Origin of the sequence: Nocardia sp. NPDC049220, from assembly GCF_040647855.1 — a bacterium.
In the GTDB taxonomy this organism is placed as follows: Bacteria; Actinomycetota; Actinomycetes; order Mycobacteriales; family Mycobacteriaceae; genus Nocardia.
The window spans coordinates 1,334,904-1,359,414 of record NZ_JBEZDA010000001.1; the positions used below are offsets into that span (position 1 = coordinate 1,334,904).

General features: G+C 66.5%; 22 protein-coding genes. 14 read left to right on the plus strand and 8 right to left on the minus strand.

All coding sequences use genetic code 11. The features are described from left to right. Positions 1–4: 4 nt before the first annotated feature. Positions 5–625 carry a hypothetical protein gene (locus tag AB0C34_RS05955; protein ID WP_357067849.1) on the plus strand — a complete coding sequence of 207 codons (621 nt, stop codon included), beginning with the start codon at positions 5–7 and terminating at the stop codon, positions 623–625. Between the two features lie 101 nt (positions 626–726). Here the strand turns inward: AB0C34_RS05955 and AB0C34_RS05960 are convergent, their stop codons facing one another. Beyond that, a complete protein-coding gene (locus AB0C34_RS05960) occupies positions 727–1,647 on the minus strand; it encodes a Ku protein (protein ID WP_357067851.1) in 921 nt (306 codons plus the stop codon). Between the two features lie 21 nt (positions 1,648–1,668). Further along, positions 1,669–2,757, minus strand: coding sequence for a lycopene cyclase family protein (locus AB0C34_RS05965; RefSeq protein ID WP_357067853.1), 1,089 nt, complete (start codon positions 2,755–2,757; stop codon positions 1,669–1,671). A gap of 402 nt (positions 2,758–3,159) precedes the next feature. Here AB0C34_RS05965 and AB0C34_RS05970 point away from each other — a divergent pair, with 402 nt between their 5' ends. Next, entirely contained in the window at positions 3,160–5,373 is a 2,214-nt protein-coding gene (locus AB0C34_RS05970; RefSeq protein ID WP_357067855.1) for an MMPL family transporter, read from the plus strand. 12 nt (positions 5,374–5,385) lie between these two features. Here the strand turns inward: AB0C34_RS05970 and AB0C34_RS05975 are convergent, their stop codons facing one another. Then, the gene (locus AB0C34_RS05975; protein ID WP_357067857.1) at positions 5,386–6,150 is read right to left on the minus strand and encodes an SDR family oxidoreductase; all 765 of its coding nucleotides are present in this window, start codon (positions 6,148–6,150) and stop codon (positions 5,386–5,388) included. 171 nt (positions 6,151–6,321) lie between these two features. Here AB0C34_RS05975 and AB0C34_RS05980 point away from each other — a divergent pair, with 171 nt between their 5' ends. From AB0C34_RS05980 to AB0C34_RS05990, 3 genes are all read left to right on the plus strand, one after another. Then, positions 6,322–7,953: an ABC-F family ATP-binding cassette domain-containing protein gene (locus AB0C34_RS05980; protein WP_357067859.1), complete on the plus strand. Its 1,632-nt coding sequence runs from the start codon at positions 6,322–6,324 to the stop codon at positions 7,951–7,953. Between the two features lie 81 nt (positions 7,954–8,034). Beyond that, positions 8,035–8,268 carry a helix-turn-helix domain-containing protein gene (locus tag AB0C34_RS05985; RefSeq protein ID WP_357067861.1) on the plus strand — a complete coding sequence of 78 codons (234 nt, stop codon included), beginning with the start codon at positions 8,035–8,037 and terminating at the stop codon, positions 8,266–8,268. A gap of 117 nt (positions 8,269–8,385) precedes the next feature. Then, entirely contained in the window at positions 8,386–8,961 is a 576-nt protein-coding gene (locus AB0C34_RS05990; RefSeq protein WP_357067863.1) for a dihydrofolate reductase family protein, read from the plus strand. Here AB0C34_RS05990 and AB0C34_RS05995 read toward each other — a convergent pair. From AB0C34_RS05995 to AB0C34_RS06005, 3 genes are all read right to left on the minus strand, one after another. Beyond that, entirely contained in the window at positions 8,955–9,884 is a 930-nt protein-coding gene (locus tag AB0C34_RS05995; protein ID WP_357067865.1) for a hypothetical protein, read from the minus strand. The two genes, AB0C34_RS05990 and AB0C34_RS05995, sit on opposite strands and share 7 nt — an antisense overlap. Positions 9,885–9,929: 45 nt before the next feature. Next, positions 9,930–10,385 (minus strand): hypothetical protein, encoded by a 456-nt coding sequence (locus tag AB0C34_RS06000; protein ID WP_357067867.1) that lies wholly within the window; start codon positions 10,383–10,385, stop codon positions 9,930–9,932. Positions 10,386–10,858: 473 nt separating this feature from the next. After that, positions 10,859–11,356 carry a cupin domain-containing protein gene (locus AB0C34_RS06005; RefSeq protein WP_357067869.1) on the minus strand — a complete coding sequence of 166 codons (498 nt, stop codon included), beginning with the start codon at positions 11,354–11,356 and terminating at the stop codon, positions 10,859–10,861. Positions 11,357–11,426: 70 nt separating this feature from the next. On the opposite strand from AB0C34_RS06005, the gene AB0C34_RS06010 reads away from it, so the two are divergent. Further along, entirely contained in the window at positions 11,427–11,933 is a 507-nt protein-coding gene (locus AB0C34_RS06010; RefSeq protein ID WP_357067871.1) for a MarR family transcriptional regulator, read from the plus strand. Between the two features lie 150 nt (positions 11,934–12,083). Continuing rightward, complete coding sequence (locus AB0C34_RS06015) at positions 12,084–12,878, plus strand: hypothetical protein (protein WP_357067873.1); 795 nt, start codon at positions 12,084–12,086, stop codon at positions 12,876–12,878. A gap of 14 nt (positions 12,879–12,892) precedes the next feature. Here the strand turns inward: AB0C34_RS06015 and AB0C34_RS06020 are convergent, their stop codons facing one another. Further along, a complete protein-coding gene (locus AB0C34_RS06020; RefSeq protein WP_357067874.1) occupies positions 12,893–13,459 on the minus strand; it encodes a TetR family transcriptional regulator in 567 nt (188 codons plus the stop codon). Positions 13,460–13,625: 166 nt separating this feature from the next. Continuing rightward, a complete protein-coding gene (locus tag AB0C34_RS06025; RefSeq protein ID WP_357067876.1) occupies positions 13,626–16,442 on the minus strand; it encodes an aconitate hydratase in 2,817 nt (938 codons plus the stop codon). Positions 16,443–16,726: 284 nt separating this feature from the next. On the opposite strand from AB0C34_RS06025, the gene AB0C34_RS06030 reads away from it, so the two are divergent. The 7 genes from AB0C34_RS06030 to inhA all read left to right on the plus strand — a co-directional run bounded on the left by AB0C34_RS06030 (position 16,727) and on the right by inhA (position 24,505). Next, on the plus strand, positions 16,727–17,311 hold the full coding sequence (locus AB0C34_RS06030) for a DUF6676 family protein (RefSeq protein ID WP_357067878.1): 585 nt from the start codon (positions 16,727–16,729) through the stop codon (positions 17,309–17,311). A 506-nt stretch (positions 17,312–17,817) separates the two neighbouring features. Beyond that, the gene (locus AB0C34_RS06035; protein ID WP_357067880.1) at positions 17,818–19,236 is read left to right on the plus strand and encodes an NlpC/P60 family protein; all 1,419 of its coding nucleotides are present in this window, start codon (positions 17,818–17,820) and stop codon (positions 19,234–19,236) included. A 133-nt stretch (positions 19,237–19,369) separates the two neighbouring features. Then, positions 19,370–20,569, plus strand: a complete 1,200-nt coding sequence (locus AB0C34_RS06040; RefSeq protein ID WP_357067882.1) for a MoxR family ATPase — start codon at positions 19,370–19,372, stop codon at positions 20,567–20,569. Between the two features lie 32 nt (positions 20,570–20,601). Further along, positions 20,602–21,552, plus strand: coding sequence for a DUF58 domain-containing protein (locus AB0C34_RS06045; RefSeq protein WP_357068534.1), 951 nt, complete (start codon positions 20,602–20,604; stop codon positions 21,550–21,552). Further along, on the plus strand, positions 21,549–22,550 hold the full coding sequence (locus tag AB0C34_RS06050; RefSeq protein WP_357067884.1) for a VWA domain-containing protein: 1,002 nt from the start codon (positions 21,549–21,551) through the stop codon (positions 22,548–22,550). The genes AB0C34_RS06045 and AB0C34_RS06050 overlap by 4 nt, the downstream gene beginning before the upstream one ends. Positions 22,551–22,871: 321 nt before the next feature. Next, the gene (fabG1, locus tag AB0C34_RS06055) at positions 22,872–23,588 is read left to right on the plus strand and encodes a 3-oxoacyl-ACP reductase FabG1 (RefSeq protein ID WP_357067886.1); all 717 of its coding nucleotides are present in this window, start codon (positions 22,872–22,874) and stop codon (positions 23,586–23,588) included. A gap of 80 nt (positions 23,589–23,668) precedes the next feature. Then, entirely contained in the window at positions 23,669–24,505 is an 837-nt protein-coding gene (gene inhA, locus AB0C34_RS06060) for an NADH-dependent enoyl-ACP reductase InhA (RefSeq protein WP_357067888.1), read from the plus strand. The last annotated feature ends 6 nt before the right edge of the window (positions 24,506–24,511 follow it).

A 24,511-nucleotide genomic window follows, 5' to 3' on the forward strand; every position in this document is an offset into this window, starting at 1 on the left:
TGGGGTGGACGAACAGGCATACGTGCGGACCCGGCAGGCGCTGCACGCGGCGGCGGAGTTGCTGATCGCGGGCCCTCAGCATCGGGAGTCCGGCACCGTCCGGTTGCGGATCGTGCCCGGCGGATTCGGGGGCGTGCGGTGGCCGGTCTGCATCGTAGACACCGAACTAGTGTGGCCCGAAGGGCGGACGAGGCTGGCGGGGACCTTCCGCGAGGTCGCCCAGACCGCGGGCTTCGAGCCGGGGGCACCGCAACAGGTGTACCCGGATACGACCGGGACGGATCCGGACACGGCAATCGACCTGGACAGTTCGTCAGCCGGACTGATCGAAAAGTGGTTCACTCTCGGGGACGAAGTGTTGCGCGTCCTTGCGCCGGATGTGACGCCGGTGCTGTGGCCAGAGCACTTCGATCTCGCAAGCGCCGTCACCGAGGTGAATTACGGGATATCGCCGGGCGACGCCGCCCACCCAGGTCCGTACGCTTATGTCGGACCGTGGACGCCACACACCGGAGCCTTCTGGAATGCCCCGTTCGGCGCGCTGCGTCCGCGTGCCGAAGTGGACTCCAGTGCCGCACTGCTGGAGTTCTTCGAGGAAGGTCGCGCCCGCGCGGCGGAGGGGTAACGGCCGGACTGTGCCGGTAGGTGGTGGCCACACTGCTGTGTCCCGACGCACGCGAGACCGTCCAGCCCTGGTATCAGCCGGTTACGGCGGCACGGACAAGGTCAGGCGCCCTTCCGGGCGGCGGTCTTCTTGGCGGTTTTCTTCGCCGGCGTCTTCTTTGCCGCGCTGCTCTTGGACGCGGTTTTCTTCGCCGCCTTCCTCGGCTCCGCCTGTTCGGAACTCCCGCGGCCTCCCGACCGGCGTCCGCTCGCTTCGAGGCTGCGCTGCAGTGCGGCGACGAGGTCGACCACCTCGGCATCCATCGCACTCGGCACTGCCTCGGGCTGCTCGGGCACCTTCCCGGTGCCGCTCGCGATCGCCTCGTCGAGCAGGCGTTTGAGTTCGATCTGGTACTCGTCGGTGTACTGGTCCGGATCGAAGTCGTCGGACATCGTCTCGACCAGCGTCTCGGCCATCTTGATCTCCTGCGGCCGCGGCTCGGCGACGCCGTCCAGTGATTCGAAGTCGACGGCGCGGACTTCGTCCGGCCACAGCAATGTTTGCAGTACCAGGACACCGTCACGGACACGCAGTGCCGCGAGCCGGGTCTTCTGGCGCAGCGTGAAATGCACAAGGGCGGTGCGGTCGATCTGCTCCAGCGTCGTGGCCAGCAGAACGTAGGCCTTCGGTGTGCTGGAATCCGGTTCCAGGTAATAGCTCTTGTCGAACAGGATCGGGTCGATCTGGTCCGAGGGCACGAATTGCAGAACCGGGATCTCGTGTTTCTCCGCCGCAGGCAGCTTCGCGAAGTCCTCGTCGGTCAGGATCACCTTGTCGCCGTCCGGAGACTCGTAGGCCTTGTCGATATCGGCGAACTGGATGGACTTGCCGCACACAGTGCAGACGCGGTCGTACTTGATCCGACCTCCGTCCTTGGCGTGCACCTGATGGAATCGAATGTCGTGGTCCTCGGTGGCGGTGTACACCTTCACCGGGACATTCACCAGCCCGAATGCGATCGAGCCTTTCCAGATCGACCTCATGCGTTCCATCATGGCCGACCGCTACGACCCGCGTGTGTGAACCGGAATCCCGAGTGTCGCGGCCGCGAAATGCCGTCGTAGCCGCCAGGGCAGAGCGGCGAACAGTGATCGCATCGCCGCGCCGGTGCCGTTGAGGTCGGTGCGACCCGACAGATACGCACGTTGCGCGGCCGGGGGCAGCGTGAAGAAGGTGTCGAAGAACACTGGGATATCGGCGGGCGGCAGCGCCAGCAGCGCCCGCAGACCGGCGGCGCGCAGGTAGTGCACGGCGCGCGCGGCGGCGGGCCATACGTCCTGGCCCGACGCCACCGCATCCGCGGTGGCCAGTGTGGCCGCGACGCTGAATCCGGTCGCGGGATGCAGGAAGCCGCCCGCCGCCCCGAATGCGTGTCTGCCTGGTCGTCCGCCCTGGACCGGGAAGCGCACTCGCTCCACCGGCTCCGAGCCGGTGAGCCGGATGCCACGGGAGCGCAACCGCTGGTGCAGGCGTGCACGCAGTTCGGCGCCCGGCAGCGCCGGACGCCCGGCCAGACAGGTCTCCTCCAGCAGCATCCGCCCAGCACCCAGTGGCACCGCGTAGAGGAACGACGCCGGCGCGTCGGGCGGTGCGCCATGGTCGGTGCGCCAGTCCATGAACATCGGGTCGAGGCCTGCGCAGCGCTCGGCGTCCAACATCAGACCGTAGGCGGTCTGCTCGGCACGTGCGGGTGACCGGGTGACGCCGCGCGCGTCGATGACACGGCCCGACGTGATCGTTTCGCCCGATGCCAGGGTCACACTGCCGGGCGTGATCTCTACCGCACGGTCCGCGATCACTCGCGCACCGGTCAGGCTCAGTGACTGCCACAGTCGGGCCGTGTCGAGTACGGCATAGGCGCGGTCGAGTGCGTGCGCACGGGTACCCCAGGCCATCGGCTGTCGGACCGTGGCAGCGACGACCCCCGGTGCGAGCCAGTCCGGCAGCTCGTCGGCCCACGCCGCGTAGGTGGCCGACCACGCACGCTCCGGCGCGGGATCGACGGCGGTGACCACGAGTCCCCGCGCCAAGCCGCGATGCGCGAGGGCGCGCCCCGCTGGGCCGAGACCACAGACGACGAGATCCGGTGTCATGCTGTGGCCCGTGGGTCCTGCGCGGGTGCGCCTCGGTGCATCATCTGATCGACCTCTCGTTCACTTGCTCAGTGTCGGAGCCTAGCCGCCGTGTCGATGCGATCCAGGTCCCCGGCATCCCTTCGGTCGCGGGCAATCGCCTCGCGTGGCATTGCCGTCGAGGGTTGTGTTCGGATCGTCCGTGCGGACATGGCGCGGGATGTGTTCGCGCTCACGGGGTTTTCGCTCCGCGTTGCTAGGATTCCTCAGCGCTGGCGCGTGCTCCCGGCTCCGGTGTCGTGGTGGCAGAAGGTGTTCGGCGCACCGGTGTGCCGTGGTGGCGCGTCGGACAGGTGGTCTACCGGCGACACCGCCGAAGTCCGAGGACGAAACGGTGCCGCGGAACGAGTTAGGGGTAACGCAGTGTTCGAGCTGACCAGGCGGCGCAGCCGGTGGATCCTGGGCGTGTTCGTGGCGCTCGCGCTGGCGATGGGAAGTCTCGGCGCGACGTTGTTCGACCAGGTGCAGGGCGGTGGCTACGTCGACCCGGACAGCGAATCCAGCCGGGCGGCAGCGCTGCTGCGCGATGCCTTCGATCACGCCTCCCCGAACCTCGTGTTGCTGGTGCAGACACAGACGTCGGTGGACGACGACGCTACGGCCATCGCCGCGGCGGAACTGACGGCCGAGCTGACCTCGGCCGCCGGCGTCACGAACGTCACCTCGTACTGGACCGACAAGACTCCCGCGCTGCGCAGCACCGACGGCACCAAGGGTCTGATCGTGGCCGGCCTTCTCGGCGAGGCGGCCGAGATCGACAAGCGGATGGGTGAACTCGCCGAGCGGTTGGGCGGCACGCACGGCCCGCTCGAGGTACGGGTCGGTGGCTACGCGATGCTGCTGCACGAGACCGCGCAGGAGAGCCGGAAAGACATCCTCCTCGGCGAATCCATCGCCTTTCCGATCATGCTCGTCGCGCTGCTGCTGGTCTTCGGAGGTTTGGTGGCGGCCAGCCTACCGCTGGCCGTGGCTGTGATCACGGTGACGATCACGGTGGGCGTGCTCTGCCTGATCGCGAGTATCACCGACCTTGCGGCGACCGCGACCACGGTCGCCACCCTGCTCGGCTTCGGCCTGGCGATCGACTACAGCCTGCTGATCGTCAGCCGCTATCGCGATGAACTGATCGCCGGGCAGCAGCCCGCGGCCGCGGTGGTGGTGACGATGCGTTCGGCGGGCCGTACCGTCGCCTGCTCGGCGGTCACAGTCGCCGTCGCTTTGTCGGGTTTGCTGTTCTTTCCGCCGCTCGCCGTGCGATCGATGGGGTACGCCGGGCTTGTGGTCACGGTGATCGCGGCGGTGGTCGCCCTGACCGTGCTGCCTGCGATGCTTTTTCTGCTCGGCACTCGAATCGACAACGCCCAGTTGTGGTGGTTCCTACGCGCGGCACGGCCCGCACCGGGCGAGGGCGCCTGGCATCGCCTCACTCGCTTCGTGATGATGCGGCCGGTGCCCATCGGGCTTGCGGTCACCGCGCTGCTGCTGGTGCTCGGCGTACCATTCCTCGGCGTGAATCTCGGCTTCTCCGATGAGCGTTCGCTGCCGGAGTCGACGAACAGCCGCCAGGTCAGCGAGACGATTCAGCGTGATTTCACCGCAACCGAGCAGCACGCCGTCGTCGTGGTACTGCCCGAAAGCGCTTACAGTGCGGCGGGATTGGACGCATACGCCAGGAAGCTGTCGGAGATCGACACTGTCCGCCGGGTCGACACCGCCACCGGTGGCTACAGTCACGGCGGATTGCTCGCCGCCCCCACCGTGGCCCACGACCGATTCCGCTCGGTGAACGCGGCCTACCTCTCCGTGGTCCCGGACAGCGCCGACCCCGGGGTGCTGCTGCGGATCGTGCGTGACGTGCGCGCGACGCCCGCCGGCACACCGGTGCTGGTCGGTGGCGCCGCTACGGTCGATGCGGACGCGACCGACTCGGTCATCTCGACGCTGCCGTTCGCGCTCGCCTTCATCGTGCCGATCATGCTGGTAGTGCTGTTCCTACTCACCGGAAGCGTCGTATTGCCGCTGCTCGCGGTGGTGCTCAGCGCGCTGAGTCTGATCGCGACCTTCGGCGCGCTGGTCTGGATCTTCCAGGACGGGCATCTGGGCGGAGTGCTCGGGGTCGCTGGCACCGGCGACCTCGCGCCGATGGTGCCGATGGTGCTGTATGGGGTAGCGTTCGGGCTCGCCATCGACTACCAGGTATTCCTGCTCGCGCGCATCCGCGAGGAATATCGGCGCACCAGATCCAACGCGCTCGCGGTCACCTCGGGACTGGAGCGGACCGGCCGCATCGTCACGGCGGCCGCGGTGCTGATCTCGCTGGTCTTCCTCGGCTTCCTGGCTTCCGACCTCACCTCCATGGTGGTGTTCGGCATCGGTCTGCCGCTCGCCGTGTTGGTGGCCGCGACGCTGGTGTGCGGGTTCCTGCTGCCCGCGGCCATGGAACTGCTCGGCGACTGGAACTGGTATCTGCCGCACCCGCTGCGCACACTGCGCGAGCGCTCGGGCATCGAAGGGGGATTGCCCGGACCCGGGACACCACCCGGGCGAGAGGATTGGCTCCAGCCCGTCCGGCTCTGATCTCGGTGCTGGTCAGAGTCCGCCGGTGGCCAGCAGTCCGCCGTCCACCCGCACTGTCTCGCCGGTAATCCATTCCGCCTGGTCCGAGACCAGGAACCCGATCAGGTGCGCCACATCCTCTGGACTGCCCAGCCGCTTCATCGGGTAGACGTGCGCGGCCCGCTCCTCGTCGGTCGAGTACAGCATGTCGGCGAACTTCGTCTTGACCACGCCCGGCGCGACCGCGTTGACTCGAATTTTCGGGCCGAGCTGCCAGGCGAGTTCTTCGGTGAGGCGGATCAGGGCGGCCTTGGACGAACCATAGGCCGCGATCACGCCGGTGGACCGGATGCCCGCCACGCTGGCAACGTTGACGACGGCGCCGCCATGGTCGCGCATCCATGCCTTGAATGCCTCTTGGATGTAGCCGAGGGCCGCGACCACGTTGACATCGAAGATCTTGCGTACCGCATCCAGGTCGGCGTCCATCAGCGAGCCGAACACCGGGTTGATGCCGGTGTTGTTGATCAGCACGTCCAGCGAACCGAATTCCGCGACTGTGCGCTCGACCGCGGCCACCCGATCCTCGGCAGCGCCTGAGTTGCCGGCCAGCGCGACGATCTGGCCGCGGTGCCCGAGGGCGCGCAGTTCAGCGGCCGCTTCCTCCAGTGCGTCCTTCTTGCGTGCCGTGATCAGCACATTCGCGCCGCGGCCGAGCAGTTCCGCCGCCACCGCCTTGCCGATACCCCGGCTGGCCCCCGTGACCAGAGCGCTTCTGCCCCACAGATCGGTACTCATGCCATGGCACGCTAGCGCAACTGCCCGTCCGATCAGTTACCGCCGTCACATGCGCGGTGCTGGGTGGCGGGGCTGCGGTCGACCCCGGGTAAAATCGTTGGTTCATGTGCGTATCGGCTCGCACAATCGAGTAGCAACTATTCAGCACCACCGATCCGCAAGGAGAAGCCTGTGATCACCGCGACCGACCTGGAGGTCCGGGCCGGAGTCCGCACCCTGCTGTCGGCCCCAGGCCCGGCGCTTCGGGTGCAGGCGGGCGACCGGATCGGGCTGGTCGGGCGCAATGGTGCCGGCAAGACCACCACGCTGCGCATCCTGGCCGGCGAGGGTGAGCCCTATGCGGGAAAGATCCTGCGTTCCAGCGATATCGGCTATCTGCCGCAGGACCCACGTGAGGGCAACCTGGACATACTGGCCCGCGACCGGGTGCTGTCCGCGCGTGGCCTGGACACGCTGATCCGCGAAATGGAGAAGCAGCAGGCACTGATGGCCGAGGTCGCCGACGAAAAAGAGCGGGATAAGGCCGTCCGTAAGTACGGCAGACTCGAGGAGCGCTTCGCTGCGCTCGGCGGCTATGTCGCCGAGAGCGAGGCCGCCCGTATCTGTCACAGCCTCGGGCTCCCTGATCGGGTGCTCGGCCAGGCGCTGCGCACCTTGTCCGGTGGGCAGCGCCGCCGGATCGAATTGGCGCGCATCCTGTTCGCTGCCTCCGACGGCAGCGGCGGCCGTTCGGATACGATCCTGCTGCTCGACGAGCCGACCAACCATCTCGACGCCGACTCGATCACCTGGCTGCGCGGCTTCCTGCAGAACCACGACGGAGGGCTGATCGTGATCAGCCACGATGTAGAACTGCTTGCCGATGTGGTGAACAAGGTGTGGTTCCTGGACGCGGTGCGCGGCGAGGCCGATATCTACAACATGGGCTGGAAGAAATACCTGGACGCCCGAGCCACCGATGAGCAGCGCCGTCGGCGTGAACGTGCGAACGCGGAGAAGAAAGCCGGCGCACTGCGCGCCCAGGCGGCCAAGCTCGGCGCGAAGGCGACGAAAGCCACTGCGGCACAGAACATGGCCAAGCGCGCCGACCGATTGATGGCCGAACTCGACGATGTGCGCATCGCCGACAAGGTTGCCAGGATCAAGTTCCCCGAGCCCGCCGCCTGCGGCAAGACGCCGCTGATGGCCGAGAACCTGACCAAGGTCTACGGCTCGCTGGAGATCTTCACCGGGGTCGACCTGGCGATCGACCGCGGCAGCCGGGTCGTGGTGCTCGGGCTCAACGGTGCGGGCAAGACCACGCTGCTGCGCCTGCTCGCCGGGGTCGAGCAGTTGACCGCGGGTGCGCTGGTGCCGGGGCATGGCCTCAAGGTCGGGTACTTCGCTCAGGAGCACGACACTCTCGACGACAACGCCACCGTGTGGGAGAACATCCGCCACGCCGCACCGGACGCGGGCGAGCAGGATCTGCGCGGACTGCTCGGCGCATTCATGTTCTCCGGCCCGCAGCTGGAGCAAGCCGCGGGCACCCTCTCCGGTGGTGAGAAGACCCGTCTGGCGCTGGCCGGTCTGGTCTCTTCGGCGGCAAACGTGCTGCTGCTCGATGAGCCGACCAACAACCTCGACCCGATCTCCCGGGAGCAGGTGCTGGACGCGCTACGCACCTACGCGGGCGCGGTCGTCCTGGTCACGCACGACCCCGGCGCAGCGGAGGCATTGTCTCCGGAACGGGTGATTCTGCTTCCGGACGGCACAGAAGACCATTGGTCGGCCGAATATCTGGAACTTATTCAGCTTGCGTGATTTTCATCACACGAACCCGTTGATCATGGCCTGCTGAGTGCTTAGCCTGGAAGGACGCTGCTCGGCGACTCGGAGGAAGCCATGAGCGACAGGCCCACACAAGGCAAGGCCCCATTAGGTAGGGGCACCCGCGTCACCGGGAAGTCTCGCGACCGCCTACAGACTCAACTAAAGAAGCAATACGAGGCGGGAGCGAGTATCCGGACGCTGGCGCGGTCTACCGGCCGTTCCTACGGCTTCATTCATAACGTGCTGGTGGAGTCGCATGTGCAGCTCCGCAGTCGTGGTGGAGCCAACCGCCGCAAGAGTTCGTAGCGTCCGGGGCGATGCCAAACAGGCGTCGGCGGCAAGTTTTTCGCCGACGCCGCGATGAATCGGCGCCATGCGGCCCGTCTGCATTGTCGAACGACACTTGCCGACGGAAGGAACCCTGTGGCGCGGAGCCTGCTGGTGCAGATCATGGTGACGCTGGACGGATACGCGGCCGGCCAGGATGGCGCACTGGACTGGATCGAGGTCGACGACCCCGATCTCGACGCGTATCTGGCCGAACTGCTCAGCGGCGTGGACGCTCAGATCTTCGGGCGCACGTCCTACGAGGTGCTCGCCGGATATTGGCCGGACGCGCAACGGGATCCGGCGACGCCCGGTGATGCGATGCTCGCGCCCCTGGTCAATGCCCTGCCCAAGCTGGTGCTATCGCACCGGCCCGACCCGGAGCTGCCATGGCAGCCGGCCCGCCGGATCGGTGCCGACCTACTCGCCGAGGTAGCTGAGCTGAAGAACAGTCCTGGTAGGCCGGTTGTCGTGTTCGCCGGCGTGCGCACCGCGCAGGAGTTCCTTCGCTTGGATGTGGTGGACGAAATACGGTTGCTGGTGTTTCCGGTGCTGCTCGGCACAGGCCTTCGACTGTTCGACGAACTCGCGCCCCGGCAGTTGCGGTTGGTGGACGCCGTGTCGTTCCCGAAGTCGGGTGTGGTGCTGCAGATCTATCGCCGGAATCAATAACCCGCGACCATGCCGTCGCCGTTCACGAGCAGGTTGGCCAAGCTGCGGAAGATCGGCAATCCGGTCTTGACCTCCAGGTACGCGAATTGGCCCTGCGGATTGACCTCCAGGAAGTAGTACTCGCCGTCACAGCCGAGCCGAAGATCGAGGATACCGAAGGACAATCCGAGCGCGCCCATCAGCGTGGCCAGTGACTTGCTGACCGCGGCAGGCAGGTGGTCGGGGACGAAATCCACCGACGTGTCCAGGCGGGAGTCGACCTTGCCCACGCCGGCCTGCGAGTCGATGCGCACGGTCCATTCGATGCCGTCGACCCACACCACCCGCAGGTCGCAGGCGGCGTCGACATAGTCCTGGAAGGTGGTCGGCGCCGACCGGATCGCGGTGAGCCGGTCGAAATCGTCCCTGGTGATGATCCGGGTTTCGGTGAACTCGGCCCGGCTCGTACCGGTGCGCTTGAAAATAACTGGACCGGAGCGCGATTCGATGAAGCTGCGGGCCTCGTCCGGGTCGTTGGTGATCAACGTCTCCGGCACGGCGAACCCGGCACGCAGCGCCGTTTCCAGTTGCACGATTTTGCGGCCCGCGGTGCGGTCCGCGCCGGGATCGTTGACCCAGTGGGCCGGGATCGACCACAGCAGACCCTGGATGAATCCATCGCACTCCGACTGGCGAAAGTCGTTGTCGGAGGCTCGGACCCCGGCGGGTACCCGGGTCGGGTGCGGGCGCCGCCACCACACCGATCGGACGTCGTCCAGCCCGATCAGGTGCGAGAGCGAGCGCGCGGTGCCGAACCGGTCCAGCCGGAAACTGCCGGACTCGCGCGGAAAATCGCGGAGGTCGAGTTGGATCGGAGTGATCCCGTGATGCTCTCGTAGTGTCGCGGCCACCGCTGAACCGTGGAGATCATCGGATTCGGACACGATCAGGACCGAATCCTTCCGGCGGGCCGCCATGTGCTGAGCCGTTCAGTCGAGACTGTCGCAGTTGATGCCGTCGTCGCTGCCGTCGAACGATTTGGTCTGGCAGTAGGTGGACGTCGCGCTGTTTCCGCCGGGACAGTCGACGAGTTGCATCCGGTCGGCCCATATTTCGGTAAGCCTGCGCAGTTGATCGTCGCCGAGGGCTTCCGACGGCGCGTCCGCGAGGGTCAACGGCCGTTCGACGAGGTCTATGCGCAGTCGCCGGGTGAAGTCGGCGGTCGCGCCCGCGCGGATGTTCACCAGGACCGGGCGTCCGTCCTGATCGGGGTACGAGGCTTCGGAGTCGGTGATCCGTATCACGTCGCAGCGACGAAACGTCCACGTTCCCTCGGTGACGCGCACGGTGATGTCGCCTTCCGACTCCGCGATCAGGAGGCCCTGGAGCGGAGGAACGTGGACACCGTGCGGCTCGGTCTCGGGAAGGCGGATTGCGTCGGTCATAGCGGTTTCTCCGATCTGCTCGTGATTTGCCACGACCCCCTAGCGTAGGAGCGATCATATCGTGGTCAGGGCGGCGAGCGGCTGGGATCGCGAGATTTCGCGGCCGGTGGCAAACCGGATTCCGGTATGGAATGGGCTAGCACCGAAAGATTTTCGGCAGGTTAGGAAGCGTTATGACGCAATCTTCCAGCTATCGGTGCGTGACGTGGAATCGGCGCCCATAGCCCAGGATTGGCAGGTGCCGCATCCGCACCGACCGCCGATGGGCGGCACCTAGGTGTCGAGTGATCGGCGGGTTCGGCGAAACGCGTGCTCGGTGACGCGACAAGTTTGCGGGCGGTAGGATCGGGCCGCCTGCCGAGGGTGGGAGCCCGCGTGGCGTCGACGGACCGCCCGTCGACTGTGTGGCTGTCAAGTCGGCTCTCGATGGTCGCGCTGTGTCATCGGGCGCCGCGATGGCGTATTCGGGCCGCTCAACGCCGGTTCGCGTTTCGCTCGGCCCACCAAGCGGGCGCGTCGACGAAATAATTGTCGAACTCCTGCTGGGATGCCGCGAGATCGGCGAGGGTGGATTCTCCCGTGGCGATCCGGTCCAGCAGCCGGAAGTACTCGAAGCGCTGCACACCCGGCATCAGCGCGATCATGATCCGCGCCGAGCTGTCCGGAGTGGCGCCGAAGGCGTGTGGCATGAGCTTCGGCACCACGATCGCGCCTCCGGCGCCGACTGTGACGATTCGGTCGCCCGCCAGCAGTTGCAGTTCTCCGTCCGCGACGTAGAACAACTCGTCGGACTGCGTGTGGTAGTGCGGTGCCGCGCCGTCGGCGCCGCGGGCCATGGTGACCTCGAGTGTGCTCACCGCGCCTCCGGCCGGTTCTGCATCGATCAGTAGGCGCATCGTGACCGACTCGGTACCCAGCGTCTCCGCGTCCTGCGGCTGACGAATCGCGACGTCCATGCGGGGGGCGTTCATCTCGGACTCCATTAGTTCGGTGGTTTATAATTCGCTACCGAACTATATACCGACGAATAGACTCCTGTCCATGACCGAGCAGATAACAGATCCCGTCGACGCGATCGTGGCGCAATGGCGACGCGAGCGGCCCGATCTCGACCTCGACGCCATGGCGGTCATCGGACGTCTCGGCAGGCTGATGGTGGTGGCACAGCGCGAGATCGAGGCGGTCTTCGCCACACACGGGCTGCAGCGCGGAGAGTTCGACGTGCTGGCGGCGCTGCGCCGATCAGGCGAGCCGTTCGAGCTGAACCCGTCCATGCTCGCCGACACGCTCATGCTCTCGCGCGCGGGCATGACCGGGCGGCTGGACCGACTGGAGGCGGCCGGGTGGGTGCGGCGGGTCGCGGACGCGGCTGACCGCAGGGCGGTCCGGGTCGCGCTCACCGACGCGGGGCGAGAGCTCATCGATGTCGCGGTCACCGAGCACACCGCGAACGAGACCAGGTTGCTGTCCGTGCTCTCCGCGGGTGATCGGCGCGAATTGGATCGGATCGTACGAGCGCTGCTGGAAAGCATGCAGTCCGGCGCGTAGCCACGCCCGGCTATCCGCCCCCTAGATCGCGCTCCGCGTGGCGAAACGCGTGTCGCGGTGAAGTAGCCCGGTACTCGGGTCGTGCAGTGTCACACGGGTCTACCGTGAAATCCCGTACCGAAGGTCGGTGCGGTGCGCTAGGAGACCACGATGATCGACATCATCACGCTCCGCGGCACCGGCGAGCCGCGAAATCCCGACGGCGCGCCCGCGGGCATCCTGCACGAAATCACCACGCTGCTCGACACCGACCGATTCAGCGCTTTCGAACCGGACTGGCCCGCGGCGGTGGGCCCGGCGCCGGACGTGTGGGGTCCCTCGCTGGATACCTCGGTGCGGCTGGGCGTCACCGCCGGGGTGCGGGCGATCCAGAACTCACCGAATGTCTGTGGGCTGCTGAGCTACTCACTCGGCGGTATCTGTGCGAGTCGGATCCTGGAGGGCGTCAGATCGGGAAAGTACAAGAATACCGACGGCACTCCACTGGAGATCGCGTTCGTGGTGAACATCGCCAACCCCTTGCGTCGCGCGGGCGAATCGGTCGGAAACCTGTGCCCGTCGTCGACTTTCGGCCTGCATGGTCAGCGCGGTGCCTGGCCCGCCGCGGTCGCCGTCCGCGAGTACGCGAACCCCGGGGACATCATCACCGCGTCCCCAGCGGACTCGCCGCTGCGCATCATCGACATCGGCATCTCGCCATTCTCCTTCGTCGAGGGCGCTCGCATCGGCGATGTCGCACCGCTGATCTTCGCCGAACTACTCGAAGTGCTGCTGCGGGACCCGATCGAGAACCTCGACCGCTATTCCACGGCGGTCCGTGGCGTGATCGGCTACCTGACCCCGTGGCCGGACGGGCAGCACGTACGGTACGCGACCCACACGATGCCGGGCACGAACGTGCGGTGGACAACGCACGCGGCGAACTACGTGAACGCGACGTTCTGAACGTCGTCGGCTGATCAGTGCCTGCGGCGCACCGAAGCCTCGACGAGATCGAGAACGGCGGAAAGGTTCTCATTGGTGTGACCGGAAGCGATGCGGGCGATCAGGCCATCGAGGACGAGATCGAGGTAGCCGAGCAAGACGTCGGTGGGGACGTCGTCGCGCAATGCCCCCGCAGCCTTGCGGCGTTCCAGGCGGGCCAGCGTGGCGGCGGTGAGTTCCGCGGAGCGCTGGGTCCAGCTGGCCCGAAATTCAGGGTCGGTGCGCAGTCGTCGGGCGATCTCCAAACGTGTTCCGAGCCAGTTGAACTGCTCTGGGTGGGCGAGCATATCGCGCATCACCTGCACGATGCCCTGGTTGGCCGCGACGTCGGCCATCCGCTCGGCATCCTCTTGGGCGAGGGCGAGGAATAGCGCGTCCTTGTCCCGGAAGTGGTGGAAAATGGCGCCGCGCGACAGCCCGATCTCCTCTTCCAGACGACGCACCGTGGCGCCTTCATAGCCGAATTCGGCGAAGCAGCGGCGTGCCCCGTCGAGAATCTGGCTGCGCCGGGCGGCGAGATGATCGTCACTGACCTTAGGCATGGCGGGCTCCTCCGAGGGAAGCGGGCGTTGCGGCGCGGGGCAGGCGATGCCGCGTGCCGCGGAATGTGGAACGGTCCGTGCACCGCGAAATGCGGTGCACGGACCCTCGACGGCGGTTTCTGCCGTCCGCCGCCGTGAACCGACGGCGGACGGTCAGCGAAGCAGCTCAACTGCGAATCATATTGCGCAGCACGTACTGCAGGATGCCGCCGTTGCGGTAGTAATCGGCCTCACCGGGGGTGTCGATCCGGACCACCGCATCGAAGGTGATCTTGTCACCGGTCTCCTTGGTGGCGGTGACCTTCACGGTCTTCGGGGTAGCACCCTCGTTCAACTGGGTGATGCCCTCGATATCGAAGGTCTCGGTACCGTCCAGCTTCAGTGACGCGGCCGACTCGCCTGCCGGGAACTGTAGCGGGATGACGCCCATGCCGATGAGGTTCGAGCGGTGGATGCGCTCGAACGATTCGGTGATCACGGCCTTCACGCCGAGCAGGCGAGTGCCTTTGGCGGCCCAGTCCCGCGAGGAACCCGAGCCGTACTCCTTGCCGCCGAGCACCACCAGCGGGACGCCCGCGGCCTGGTAGTTCTGCGCTGCGTCGTAAATGAACGCCTGTGGGCTGCCCTCCTGGGTGAAGTCGCGGGTGTAGCCGCCCGAAACGTCGTTGAGCAGCTGGTTGCGCAGCCGGATGTTGGCGAAGGTGCCGCGGATCATCACCTCGTGGTTGCCGCGCCGCGAGCCGTAGGAGTTGTAGTCCTTGCGCTCGACGCCGTGCTCCTCCAGGTACTGCGCGGCCGGGGTGCCGGGCTTGATGTTGCCCGCCGGGGAGATGTGGTCGGTGGTGACCGAATCGCCGAGCAGCGCGAGCACGCGGGCGCCCTTGATGTCGGTGACCGGCTCCGGGGTCTGCGGCATGCCGTCGAAGTACGGCGGCTTACGAACGTAGGTGGACTCCTCGGCCCACTCGAAGGTCTTACCCTCCGGGGTGGGCAAACTGCGCCACCGCTCGTCGCCCTTGAAGACGTCTTTGTAGTCCTCGAGGAACATGTCGCGGCTGATGACCCGGTCGATGGTGTCCTGGATCTCCTGCGGCGCCGGCCAGATGTCCTTCAGGAAGATGTCGTTGCCGTCGGTGTCTTGTCCGAGCGCGTCGTGTTCGAAGTCGAAGTCCATGCTTCCCGCGAGCGCGTAGGCGATGACCAACGGCGGGGAGGCCAGGTAATTCATCTTCACGTCGGGGGAGATGCGACCTTCGAAGTTGCGGTTTCCCGAGAGCACCGCGGTGACGGTGAGGTCATTGTCGTTGACCGCCTTGGAGATCTCCTCGGGCAGTGGGCCGGTGTTGCCGATGCAGGTGGCACAGCCGAAGGCCACCAGGTTGAATCCCAATTTGTCCAGGTAAGGCCAGAGGCCCGCCTTCTCGTAGTAGCCGTTGACGACCTGTGAGCCCGGCGCCATGGAGGTCTTCACCCAGGGCTTGCGGGTCAGGCCTTTGTCCACCGCGTTACGGGCCAGCAGGGCGGCGCCGATCATGACCGACGGGTTGGAGGTGTTGGTGCAGGAAGTGATCGAGGCGACCACGACCGCGCCGTGATCGAGCACGAAGTCGCCGTGCTCCTCGGTGCTGACCTTGACCGGTTTGGACGGACGGCCCGCGGCGCCGTTGGCAGCCGATATCAGTTCGGCGTCGTCGTCGGCGAAGGACAGCACCGCCGGGTCGCTGGCCGGGAACGACTCTTCGAGCGCCTCGTCCAGGCGCGAGTGCGGTGTGGATGCGGCCGGGCCGCTCACCTCGTCGCTGGTGTAGTTGTGGATATCCTTGCGGAAGGCGATCTTGGACTCCGACAACAGGATTCGATCCTGCGGACGCTTCGGGCCCGCGATGGACGGCACCACCGTGCTCAGGTCCAGTTCCAGGTACTCGGAGTAGGCGGGCTCCTTGTCGGCGTCGTGCCAGAGGCCCTGCTCCTTGGCGTACGCCTCGACCAGCGCGACCTGGTCGTCGGAGCGACCGGTCAGGCGCAGGTAGTCGACGGTGACGTCGTCGATCGGGAATATCGCCGCGGTGGAACCGAATTCGGGACTCATGTTGCCGAGGGTGGCGCGGTTGGCCAGCGGCACCTCCGCCACCCCCTTGCCGTAGAACTCGACGAACTTGCCGACCACGCCGTGCTTACGCAGCATGTCGGTGACGGTGAGCACCACGTCGGTCGCGGTGACTCCGGGGTTGATCTCGCCGGTCAGTTTGAAGCCGACCACGCGCGGGATCAGCATCGAGACGGGCTGGCCGAGCATGGCCGCCTCCGCCTCGATGCCACCGACGCCCCAGCCGAGGACGCCGAGGCCGTTGACCATGGTCGTGTGCGAGTCGGTGCCGACACAGGTGTCGGGGTAGGCCTGCCCGTTGCGGACCATGACCACGCGGGCCAAGTGCTCGATGTTGACTTGGTGCACGATGCCGGTGCTCGGCGGTACGACCTTGAAGTCGTCGAACGCGGTCTGGCCCCAGCGCAGGAACTGGTAGCGCTCACCGTTGCGCTGGTATTCGATGTCGACGTTGCGCTCGAAGGCGTCGGCGCGGCCGAACACGTCGATGATGACGGAGTGGTCGATCACCATCTCCGCGGGCGCGAGCGGGTTCACCTTGTCCGGATCGCCGCCGAGGGTGGCGACGGCCTCGCGCATCGTCGCCAGGTCTACTATGCAGGGCACACCTGTGAAGTCCTGCATGATGACGCGGGCGGGCGTGAACTGGATCTCGGTATTCGGTTCGGCCGAAGGATCCCACTTCGCAATGGCGCGAATGTGGTCGGCGGTGATGTTGGTGCCGTCCTCGGTGCGGAGCAGGTTCTCCGCGAGGACCTTCAGTGCGTACGGGAGTTTCTCGGTGCCGGGCACGGCGGAGAGGCGGAAGATCTCGTAGGAGTTGCTTCCGACCTCGAGGGTGCCCTTGGCGCCGAAAGTATCGATACTTGTCGTCACTTCAGCTCCACTCGTCGGTGCGGGGGGCCGCCCGCGGGGCTGTGCGAGCGACCGAGTCTTCGCCAGGTGCTCCGGCGCCGGAAGGCGCCGGGTCCTCGCCCTACGACCGTAACAGTACGCTTGTCCTGTGAAACACTGGGGGGTCGCTCGGTGTGCCGCACGCGAGTGCTGCGACACTCCGTCGCGTACTGTGCTTTCGAGCTAGAAGGGGATCTCGCTCGCCCCTGCAGTGTTGGATGACCGTCGCTTCGGATACCGATGCGGCTCGACAGACCGGATGGAAGATGACCGCCCCGCACACCTCGGTTTTCACCCCCATGGCCGCGGAACTGCCGCCGAACGTCACCGCCGACACTGTGAGCTCGCTCAACGCGGATCTGGCCGACGACCACGTCGCGACCCTGACCGGCAAGGACAAGGCGGAACTGGCGGCCATCGCGGCGGATGCGCGGGCGCACGGGGTGCCGCTGAGCATCGTGGTCGTTCCCGGTAATCCAGGCCACGACTCGAGCCTGCGTGACCTTGCTACCGAGGTGGGCGAGACGCAGCACGGCACCGTTGTCGTCCTCAGTGACGATTGGGTCGGCACCTATAGCGACTCGATCAGCCGCGTGCAGCTGGAATGGGCCGAGGACGGCGCGAAGGAGACGCACGGCAAGAGCGCGGAGGCGGCTGGTCTCTTTGTCAGCCGTCTGGAAACCCCGGAATCGGTGTCGTCGTGGACCGCCATCACCTGTGTGCTGCTGGCCGGGACGTTGGCGGTCGTTGGTGGGCTGTACTGGGTCAAGGCTCGACGGGCGCGCGAAGACGCGACCGCGGCCGCGCTGGGCTCCGGTGACCGGCAGCCGCCGAGGGCAAGTTTCCTGTAATCCGGAAGAACTAGCGAGATAGCTCGGGGTCGGCTTCGACATCGGTCGACCGAACCGAGTTGTTCAAGGATTCGACCGAGATTCGAGTCATCGATGCTCGCCGCCGCGTAGTCGGCGGCGAGTGCGCTATGTCCGGAGCAGCTAGCTGTTTGCTAGTGCTGCCGTTTTTCTAATGCTGAATGATTGCTGAGACTGTCGTGCGTCGGCGATCGGCGGTACTGATCCGGCATCTATCGGGGATGCGGTCTTTCTGTGCCATTTTCTCCGGGCGGTTGGTTTGCGACATTTGCCGGAATCCGCCGCTGCATCCAGTAAATCTCGAAAAAAGTAAAAATTACGCGTATGTAGTTCTGTTACTGGAGTTTTCTTGGTGATGTAAGTGCCGTACGGTTCAAATAACCGCTACTGGGGAACAAGTGTTGTCAGAGGCCATCTGTCGACCACTGTGCGTCATGGTTCGGCTGGTGCTCGTGAGGCATTGCCGGAATCCACTTCTCGGAGGTGTGATGCGCAATAACGGCGAGTTCGCCCGACGCCGCCCGCTGCGAATAGCTATTGGATTGCTGTCGCTGGTGGCTGTGCTGGTTGCCGGAGGGCCCGCCGCCTCCGTTCCGCCCCCGCCGCCGAACCCCAGCGACAGCCAGATCGCCGAGGCCGGGGCGCAGGTCGACGCCGGAGTCGCCGAGGTGGGGACGTTGATCAACCAGGTCGCCGCGGTCGACCAGCAGCTCCAACAACTCGACGACGCGGTCGCGCGGAAGCGGGAAGAGGTCAACAAGACGCTGGTCGATCTGCAGGACGCGCGCCACACCGCCGACGCGGCCGCCGTGGCTGTCGCCGAATCCCGGCGCGAACTGGCAGCTGCCGCAGCGCGAGTCGGCCAGGCGCGGCACAACTTCGACCAGTTCGCCACGCAGATCTATACCCGGCCGGGCTCGGAGTCGATGGTCATCTACCTTGCCGCTGCCACTCCGGCGGCCGCGCTCGATCAAGCCCAGCTGCTCACCTTGGTCTCGAAGAACCAGCAGCAGGTGCTCGACAGCCTACGCCGTGCACAGATCGCCCAGGGCAATCAGAATTCCAGTGCGCGACAGGCGAAGTCGGCCGCCGATGGCGCCACTGCCGCGGCGGAGGCGAGAAAGGCCGACGCGGAGAAGGCGGTGGCTGCCGCACGGGTCGAGCTCGACCAGCAGACCGTCCAGCGAGACGACCTGCTACGCCAGCGCCGCGATGCACAAGGTCGGGTGGATTCGGCACGAGAGAACGTGGCGGGACTGCGCGGCCAGCGCGACGCGTACTTGGTCTGGGACACGCAACGCAAGGCGGAAGAGGCCGCGGTGCGCGCGGCCGCCGCGGCGGCCGCGGCGCGCGCCACCGACGATCTGGCCGCCCGGGATCGCGCCGCGCGGCTCGGCGAAGGCAGGCGCCCACACACCCAGATGGAGGCCGCGCCGCCGCCGCGGCGGACCATGCCACGCCCGAGCGCGCCTTCAGTCGGCGGTTCCGGAGGCGTCGACATTGCGGTCGACCGGGCCATGTCACAGCTGGGCGTCACGTATGCGTGGGGTGGCGGTGACGAGGACGGGCCGACGCTGGGCATCCGTGACGGTGGTGTCGCCGACAGTCATGGCGATTACAACAAGGTGGGCTTCGACTGCTCGGGCCTGATGATCTACGCGTTCGCGGGCATCGGAGTTTCGCTTCCGCACTACAGCGGGTATCAATACAACGCTGGCACGCGGGTGCCAGTGGACCAGCGCGAACGCGGCGACATGCTGTTCTGGGGGCCCAACGGCAGTCAGCACGTCGCGCTGTACCTCGGCGACGGGAAGATGGTCGAGGCGCCGGAATCCGGCGACGTGGTGAAGGTGTCCCCGGTTCGGGAGGGTGGCATCATGCCCTACGCGGTGCGGGTCACTACCTGATATCCGACTTTTCGGATGCCGGGCGGCCGGGTGGGATCGTCGAATTCCCTTTATATCGGGTCCGGTTGCGGCACAGGCGGCCATTACCTGGAATAGTTGTGGCAGCACGCACAGGACCAAGGCGAAAGCGGGGATGTTGGTGACTTCGACGGACGGTGTGAGCGGGGCGAATTTGGCGAAAGATGCGCCTGGCTCCGCGCCCAGCACCCTCGAGCGTGACGTCCAGACCCTGGAAAAGGCGATCTACGAGGTCAAGCGGGTAATCGTGGGCCAGGATCGCCTGGTGGAGCGGCTGCTCGTCGGTGTGCTCGCACGCGGACATGTCCTGCTCGAGGGTGTGCCGGGTATTGCGAAAACGCTCGCGGTGGAGACCTTCGCGAAAGTTGTCGGCGGCTCGTTCTCCCGCGTGCAGTTCACGCCAGACCTGGTGCCCACCGACCTCATCGGTACCCGTATCTACCGGCAGGGCCGCGAGGAATTCGACACCGAACTCGGCCCGGTCGTCGCGAACTTCGTGCTGGCCGACGAGATCAATCGCGCGCCGGCCAAGGTGCAGTCGGCACTGCTCGAGGTGATGGCCGAACGGCACGTCTCGATCGGCGGCAAGACCTACCCGATGCCGGATCCGTTCCTGGTCATGGCGACCCAGAACCCGATCGAGAGCGAAGGCGTGTACCCGCTGCCCGAGGCGCAGCGCGACCGCTTCCTGTTCAAGGTCGTGGTCGACTACCCCTCGGTGGAGGAGGAGCGCGAGATCATCTACCGGATGGGCGTGACCCCTCCGGCGGCAAGTCCCATCCTGCAGCCGGAGGAACTGATCCGTCTGCAGAAGGTGGCGGCCAACACCTTCGTGCATCATGCGTTGGTCGACTATGTGGTCCGGGTGATCGCGGCGACCCGCAAGCCGGCCGACTTCGGCATGCAGGATGTGGCCAGCTGGATCTCCTATGGCGCCTCGCCACGCGCCAGCCTCGGGATCATCGCCGCGGCTCGTGCTGTCGCGCTGATCCGCGGTCGCGACTACGTGGTGCCGCAGGACGTCGTCGAGGTGATCCCGGACGTGTTGCGCCATCGCCTGGTGCTGTCTTATGACGCGCTCGCCGACGAGATCAGCCCGGAGGATGTGATCAAGCGGGTGCTGCAGACCATCGGCCTGCCACAGGTCGCACCGCAGGCGGTCGCGCCGGGTGCTTCGGCCGCGCCGCCCACTGTCAGCCCGCAGAACGCGCCGCCGCAACAGATCCCGCAGCCGCCCTCGCCGCAGCAACAGTCCGTGCCACAGCCGTCGAACGGGCACCTTTCCCAGCCCGCCGGCACCATCCCGCCGAAGTGACGTCGGCATCGGATCCGGTTCCCCCAGTACCGATGCCGTCGCACGCACCGCCATCGTTCCGATCAGGAGAACTGACCGACCCACGACTGTCGGTCGCGCTGAAAACCCTCGAGCTCACCGTGCGCCGAAAGCTCGACGGCGTGCTGCACGGTGATCACCTCGGTCTCATACCAGGACCTGGTTCCGAGCCGGGGGAGGCGCGCACATATCAGCCGGGCGACGATGTGCGCCAGATGGATTGGTCGGTCACCGCTCGCACCACCCATCCGCACGTTCGTCAGATGATCGCGGACCGAGAGCTGGAGACCTGGATGGTGATCGATCTGTCCGCCAGCCTCGACTTCGGTACCGCCGCGTGCGAGAAGCGTGATCTGGCCATCGCCGCTGCCGCCGCGATCACGCATCTGACCAGTGGTGGTGGCAACCGGATCGGTGCGGTGGTCGCCACCGGCGAGCGACTGGTCCGCATCCCGGCACGCAGCGGGCGCATCCACGCCCAGACCCTGCTGCGCGGCATCGCGACGACACCGCACGCGCGCGACGGCGTGCGTGGTGACCTGCGCGGCGGCATCGAATCGCTGCGCCGCCCGCAACGTAAACGCGGCCTCGCCGTGATTATCAGCGACTTTCTCGGTGACATCGACTGGCAGCGCTCACTGCGTGCCATCTCCGCGCGGCACGATCTGCTCGCGGTCGAGGTGATCGACCCGCGCGACCTGTCGCTGCCCGACATGGGCGATGTCGTGCTGCACGACCCGGAGACCGGGCGCACCCGCGAGTTCAGCATCACCCCTACACTGCGCGCCGATTTCGCCGCTGCCGCGCAGCGCCACCGTCAGCAGGTCGAGCAGGCTCTGCGCAGCTGTGGCGCTCCGGTGCTCACCCTGCAAACCGATCGGGACTGGATCGCCGATGTGGTCCGGTTCGTGTCCACCCGGCGCCACAGCTTGGGCGCCCCGACCGGGCGGGTGCCACGCCAGTGAGTATTTCGCATTTCACCGCACAGATCTGGCTCGGATTCCTCGCGGTCATCGCGCTCATCGCGCTCGGCTACATTCTGGTGCAGCGCAGCAGACACAAGCACATGGTGAAGTTCACCAACATGGAGCTGCTGGAGAGGGTCGCGCCGTCGCGGCCGGGCCCGCTGCGACATCTGGCCGTCGCACTCATGCTGATCGGCCTGATGCTGCTCACCATCGCCGCGGCCGGGCCTACGGCGGTCAAGAAGGTACCGCGCAACCGCGCGACCGTCATGTTGGTGATGGATGTCTCATTGTCGATGGAGGCGGACGATGTGCCGCCGACCCGTATCCAGGTCGCGAAGAAGGCGGGCAAGGAATTCGTGGACGGACTCCCGGAGGGGGTCAACATCGGATTCGTCACGTTCGCGGGCACCGCTTCGGTGATGGTGTCCCCGACAACGAATCACGAAGCGGTCAAGGCGGCGATCGACAACGTCAAGCTGGCCGAGCGCACCGCCACCGGCGAAGGCATCCTCACCGCGCTGCAGGCGATCGACACCCTGGCCACGGTCCTCGGCGGTGCCCAGGAACCACCGCCGGCCCGCGTTGTACTCATGTCGGACGGAAAACAGACGGTTCCCGCCTTCGAGGATGTCGACAATCCGCGGCACGAGTTCGTGGCGTCCCGGCTGGCGAAGAACAAGAACGTCCCGATTTCGACGATCTCGTTCGGCACGAGTTGGGGTGTCGTCGAGATTCCCCGTGAGGACGGTGGTCGCGAACAGGTCAAGGTCGCGGTCGATGACGATGCGATGAAGGAGATCGCGCGGCTGTCCGGGGGCGAGTTCTATACCGCGTCGTCCCTGCAGGAGTTGACGAGGGTCTATGACACGTTGGAGCAGCAGATCGGATATGAGTTGACCAGAGGCGATGCCAGCCGTCCGTGGCTGCTGCTCGGGCTGCTGCTGGTTGCCGCCGGAGTCGTCACCGGCCTGCTGTACCGACAGCGTCTCCCGTAGCAGCCCCGTAGCAACGCAGTGTGAATTGTTCTGGCCCAGTGTTCGCTTCGGGCGTGGCCGAGTGGCCGGTGCAGTGCGGTGATCGAGTGTTGTCCCGACCCTGATGGGCGGCAGCCGACGTCGCCCACTACGGGGAAATGATGCGTACTCCGAAATCTTCGGCGGTCCCGGCTGCCCTGCCAGCAGTTGGTCGCGGCTCCGCTGCCAGAGGCGCCGGCGGCGAGGTGCCGGTACGCCGAATCGTTCGCACCAGCAGGTCGGTGCGACAGACGCGGGCGGCCGCGTCGTGAGCGGTCGATCCGACCAGGTAGGTTGAAGCTCATGTCGAACATCACATCCCGGTCGGTCCTGGTGACCGGCGGTAATCGCGGCATCGGTCTCGCGGTCGCGCAGCGTCTGCTCGCCGACGGTCACAAAGTGGCCGTGACGCATCGTGGGTCTGGGGTGCCGGACGGGCTGTTCGGTGTGAAATGCGATGTGACCGACAGTGACTCGGTCGACCATGCGTTCACCGAGGTGGAGGCGCATCAGGGCCCGGTCGAGGTACTGGTGGCCAACGCGGGCATCACGGACGACACCCTGCTCATGCGGATGTCCGAGGATCAATTCAATCGGGTTATCGATGCCAACCTGACAGGTGCGTTCCGGGTTGCCAAGCGGGCGAACCGGGCGATGCTGCGGGCGCGCTGGGGCCGGTTGATCTTCCTCGGCTCGGTCGTCGGCCTGGGTGGTGGGCCCGGTCAGATCAACTACGCCGCGTCCAAGGCCGGCGTGATCGGTATGGCGCGTTCGATCACCCGTGAGCTCGGCTCCCGTTCGATCACCGCAAACGTCGTCGCGCCGGGATTCATCGAGACAGACATGACCGCGGAACTCGACCAGAAGTTCCACGACATGGCCAAGCAGTTCATCCCTTTGCAACGGCTGGGCCAGCCGGAAGATGTTGCGGCGGTGGTCAGCTTCCTTGCGTCCGAGGACTCCGCCTATGTGTCCGGCGCGGTCATCCCGGTCGACGGCGGCATGGGCATGGGCCACTGACCGCACAGAACACCGTGTCGCGAGGCCATTCTGGGCCGCAGGCAACCCGATCTTTTCAACGTCAGGAGAACCGAGAACTCATGGGCGGACTGCTCGAAGGCAAGACCATTCTGGTTACCGGCATCATCACCGATTCGTCGATCGCGTTCCACGCGGCGGCGGTCGCGCAGGAGCAGGGCGCGAAGGTGATCATCACCGGCATTCCGGAGCGGCTGCGGTTGATCGACCGGATCGCCAAGCGGCTGCCGCAGGAGGTTCCGCCCGCGATCGGGCTCGATGTCACCAACGAGGAGGATCTCGCCGGACTGTCCGACACGGTGCGCGAGTTGGCGCCGAACGGGATCGACGGCCTGCTGCACTCGATCGCATTCGCGCCGCGCACCCTGATGGGACCAGAGGCTCGTCCGTTCCTCGAAGGCCCCGGTCCGGACGCCGCGAAGGCGTTCGAGATCTCGGCGTGGAGCTACGCGTCGCTCGCGCGTGCGGTGCTTCCGGTGATGAACGAGGGCGGCTCGATCGTCGGCATGGATTTCGATCCGCGCACCGCCATGCCGTTCTACAACTGGATGGGCGTGGCGAAGGCGGCGCTCGAGTCGGTGAACCGGTACGTCGCGCGCGAGGTGGGCACGGCCAAGAAGGTCCGCTCGAACCTGATCGCCGCTGGACCGATCAAGACGCTGGCCGCCAAGGCGATCGCGGGCACCGCGACCGATGACGCCGCCAAGCTGAACCAGCTCAACATGTACTGGGACGGCGCGTCGCCGATCGGTTGGGACGTCGACGACCCGACCGTCGTGGCGAAGTCGATCGTCGCGCTGCTATCGGACTGGCTGCCCGGCACCACCGGCTCGATCATCTACGTCGACGGCGGCGCCAGCCACAACACCTGGTTCCCGGAGAGCATGGCGATCAACTGAGCGATT

Excerpts from the sequence above, each read along its gene's own strand:
- AB0C34_RS05960 (WP_357067851.1), bottom strand. The coding sequence starts at position 1,647 with ATGAGGTCGATCTGGAAAGGCTCGATCGCATTCGGGCTGGTGAATGTC.
- AB0C34_RS05965 (WP_357067853.1), bottom strand. The coding sequence starts at position 2,757 with ATGACACCGGATCTCGTCGTCTGTGGTCTCGGCCCAGCGGGGCGCGCC.
- AB0C34_RS05975 (WP_357067857.1), bottom strand. The coding sequence starts at position 6,150 with ATGAGTACCGATCTGTGGGGCAGAAGCGCTCTGGTCACGGGGGCCAGC.
- AB0C34_RS05985 (WP_357067861.1), top strand. The coding sequence starts at position 8,035 with ATGAGCGACAGGCCCACACAAGGCAAGGCCCCATTAGGTAGGGGCACC.
- AB0C34_RS06000 (WP_357067867.1), bottom strand. The coding sequence starts at position 10,385 with ATGACCGACGCAATCCGCCTTCCCGAGACCGAGCCGCACGGTGTCCAC.
- AB0C34_RS06005 (WP_357067869.1), bottom strand. The coding sequence starts at position 11,356 with ATGAACGCCCCCCGCATGGACGTCGCGATTCGTCAGCCGCAGGACGCG.
- AB0C34_RS06010 (WP_357067871.1), top strand. The coding sequence starts at position 11,427 with ATGACCGAGCAGATAACAGATCCCGTCGACGCGATCGTGGCGCAATGG.
- AB0C34_RS06015 (WP_357067873.1), top strand. The coding sequence starts at position 12,084 with ATGATCGACATCATCACGCTCCGCGGCACCGGCGAGCCGCGAAATCCC.
- AB0C34_RS06020 (WP_357067874.1), bottom strand. The coding sequence starts at position 13,459 with ATGCCTAAGGTCAGTGACGATCATCTCGCCGCCCGGCGCAGCCAGATT.
- AB0C34_RS06030 (WP_357067878.1), top strand. The coding sequence starts at position 16,727 with ATGACCGCCCCGCACACCTCGGTTTTCACCCCCATGGCCGCGGAACTG.
- AB0C34_RS06035 (WP_357067880.1), top strand. The coding sequence starts at position 17,818 with ATGCGCAATAACGGCGAGTTCGCCCGACGCCGCCCGCTGCGAATAGCT.
- AB0C34_RS06040 (WP_357067882.1), top strand. The coding sequence starts at position 19,370 with ATGTTGGTGACTTCGACGGACGGTGTGAGCGGGGCGAATTTGGCGAAA.
- AB0C34_RS06045 (WP_357068534.1), top strand. The coding sequence starts at position 20,602 with ATGCCGTCGCACGCACCGCCATCGTTCCGATCAGGAGAACTGACCGAC.
- fabG1 (WP_357067886.1), top strand. The coding sequence starts at position 22,872 with ATGTCGAACATCACATCCCGGTCGGTCCTGGTGACCGGCGGTAATCGC.
- inhA (WP_357067888.1), top strand. The coding sequence starts at position 23,669 with ATGGGCGGACTGCTCGAAGGCAAGACCATTCTGGTTACCGGCATCATC.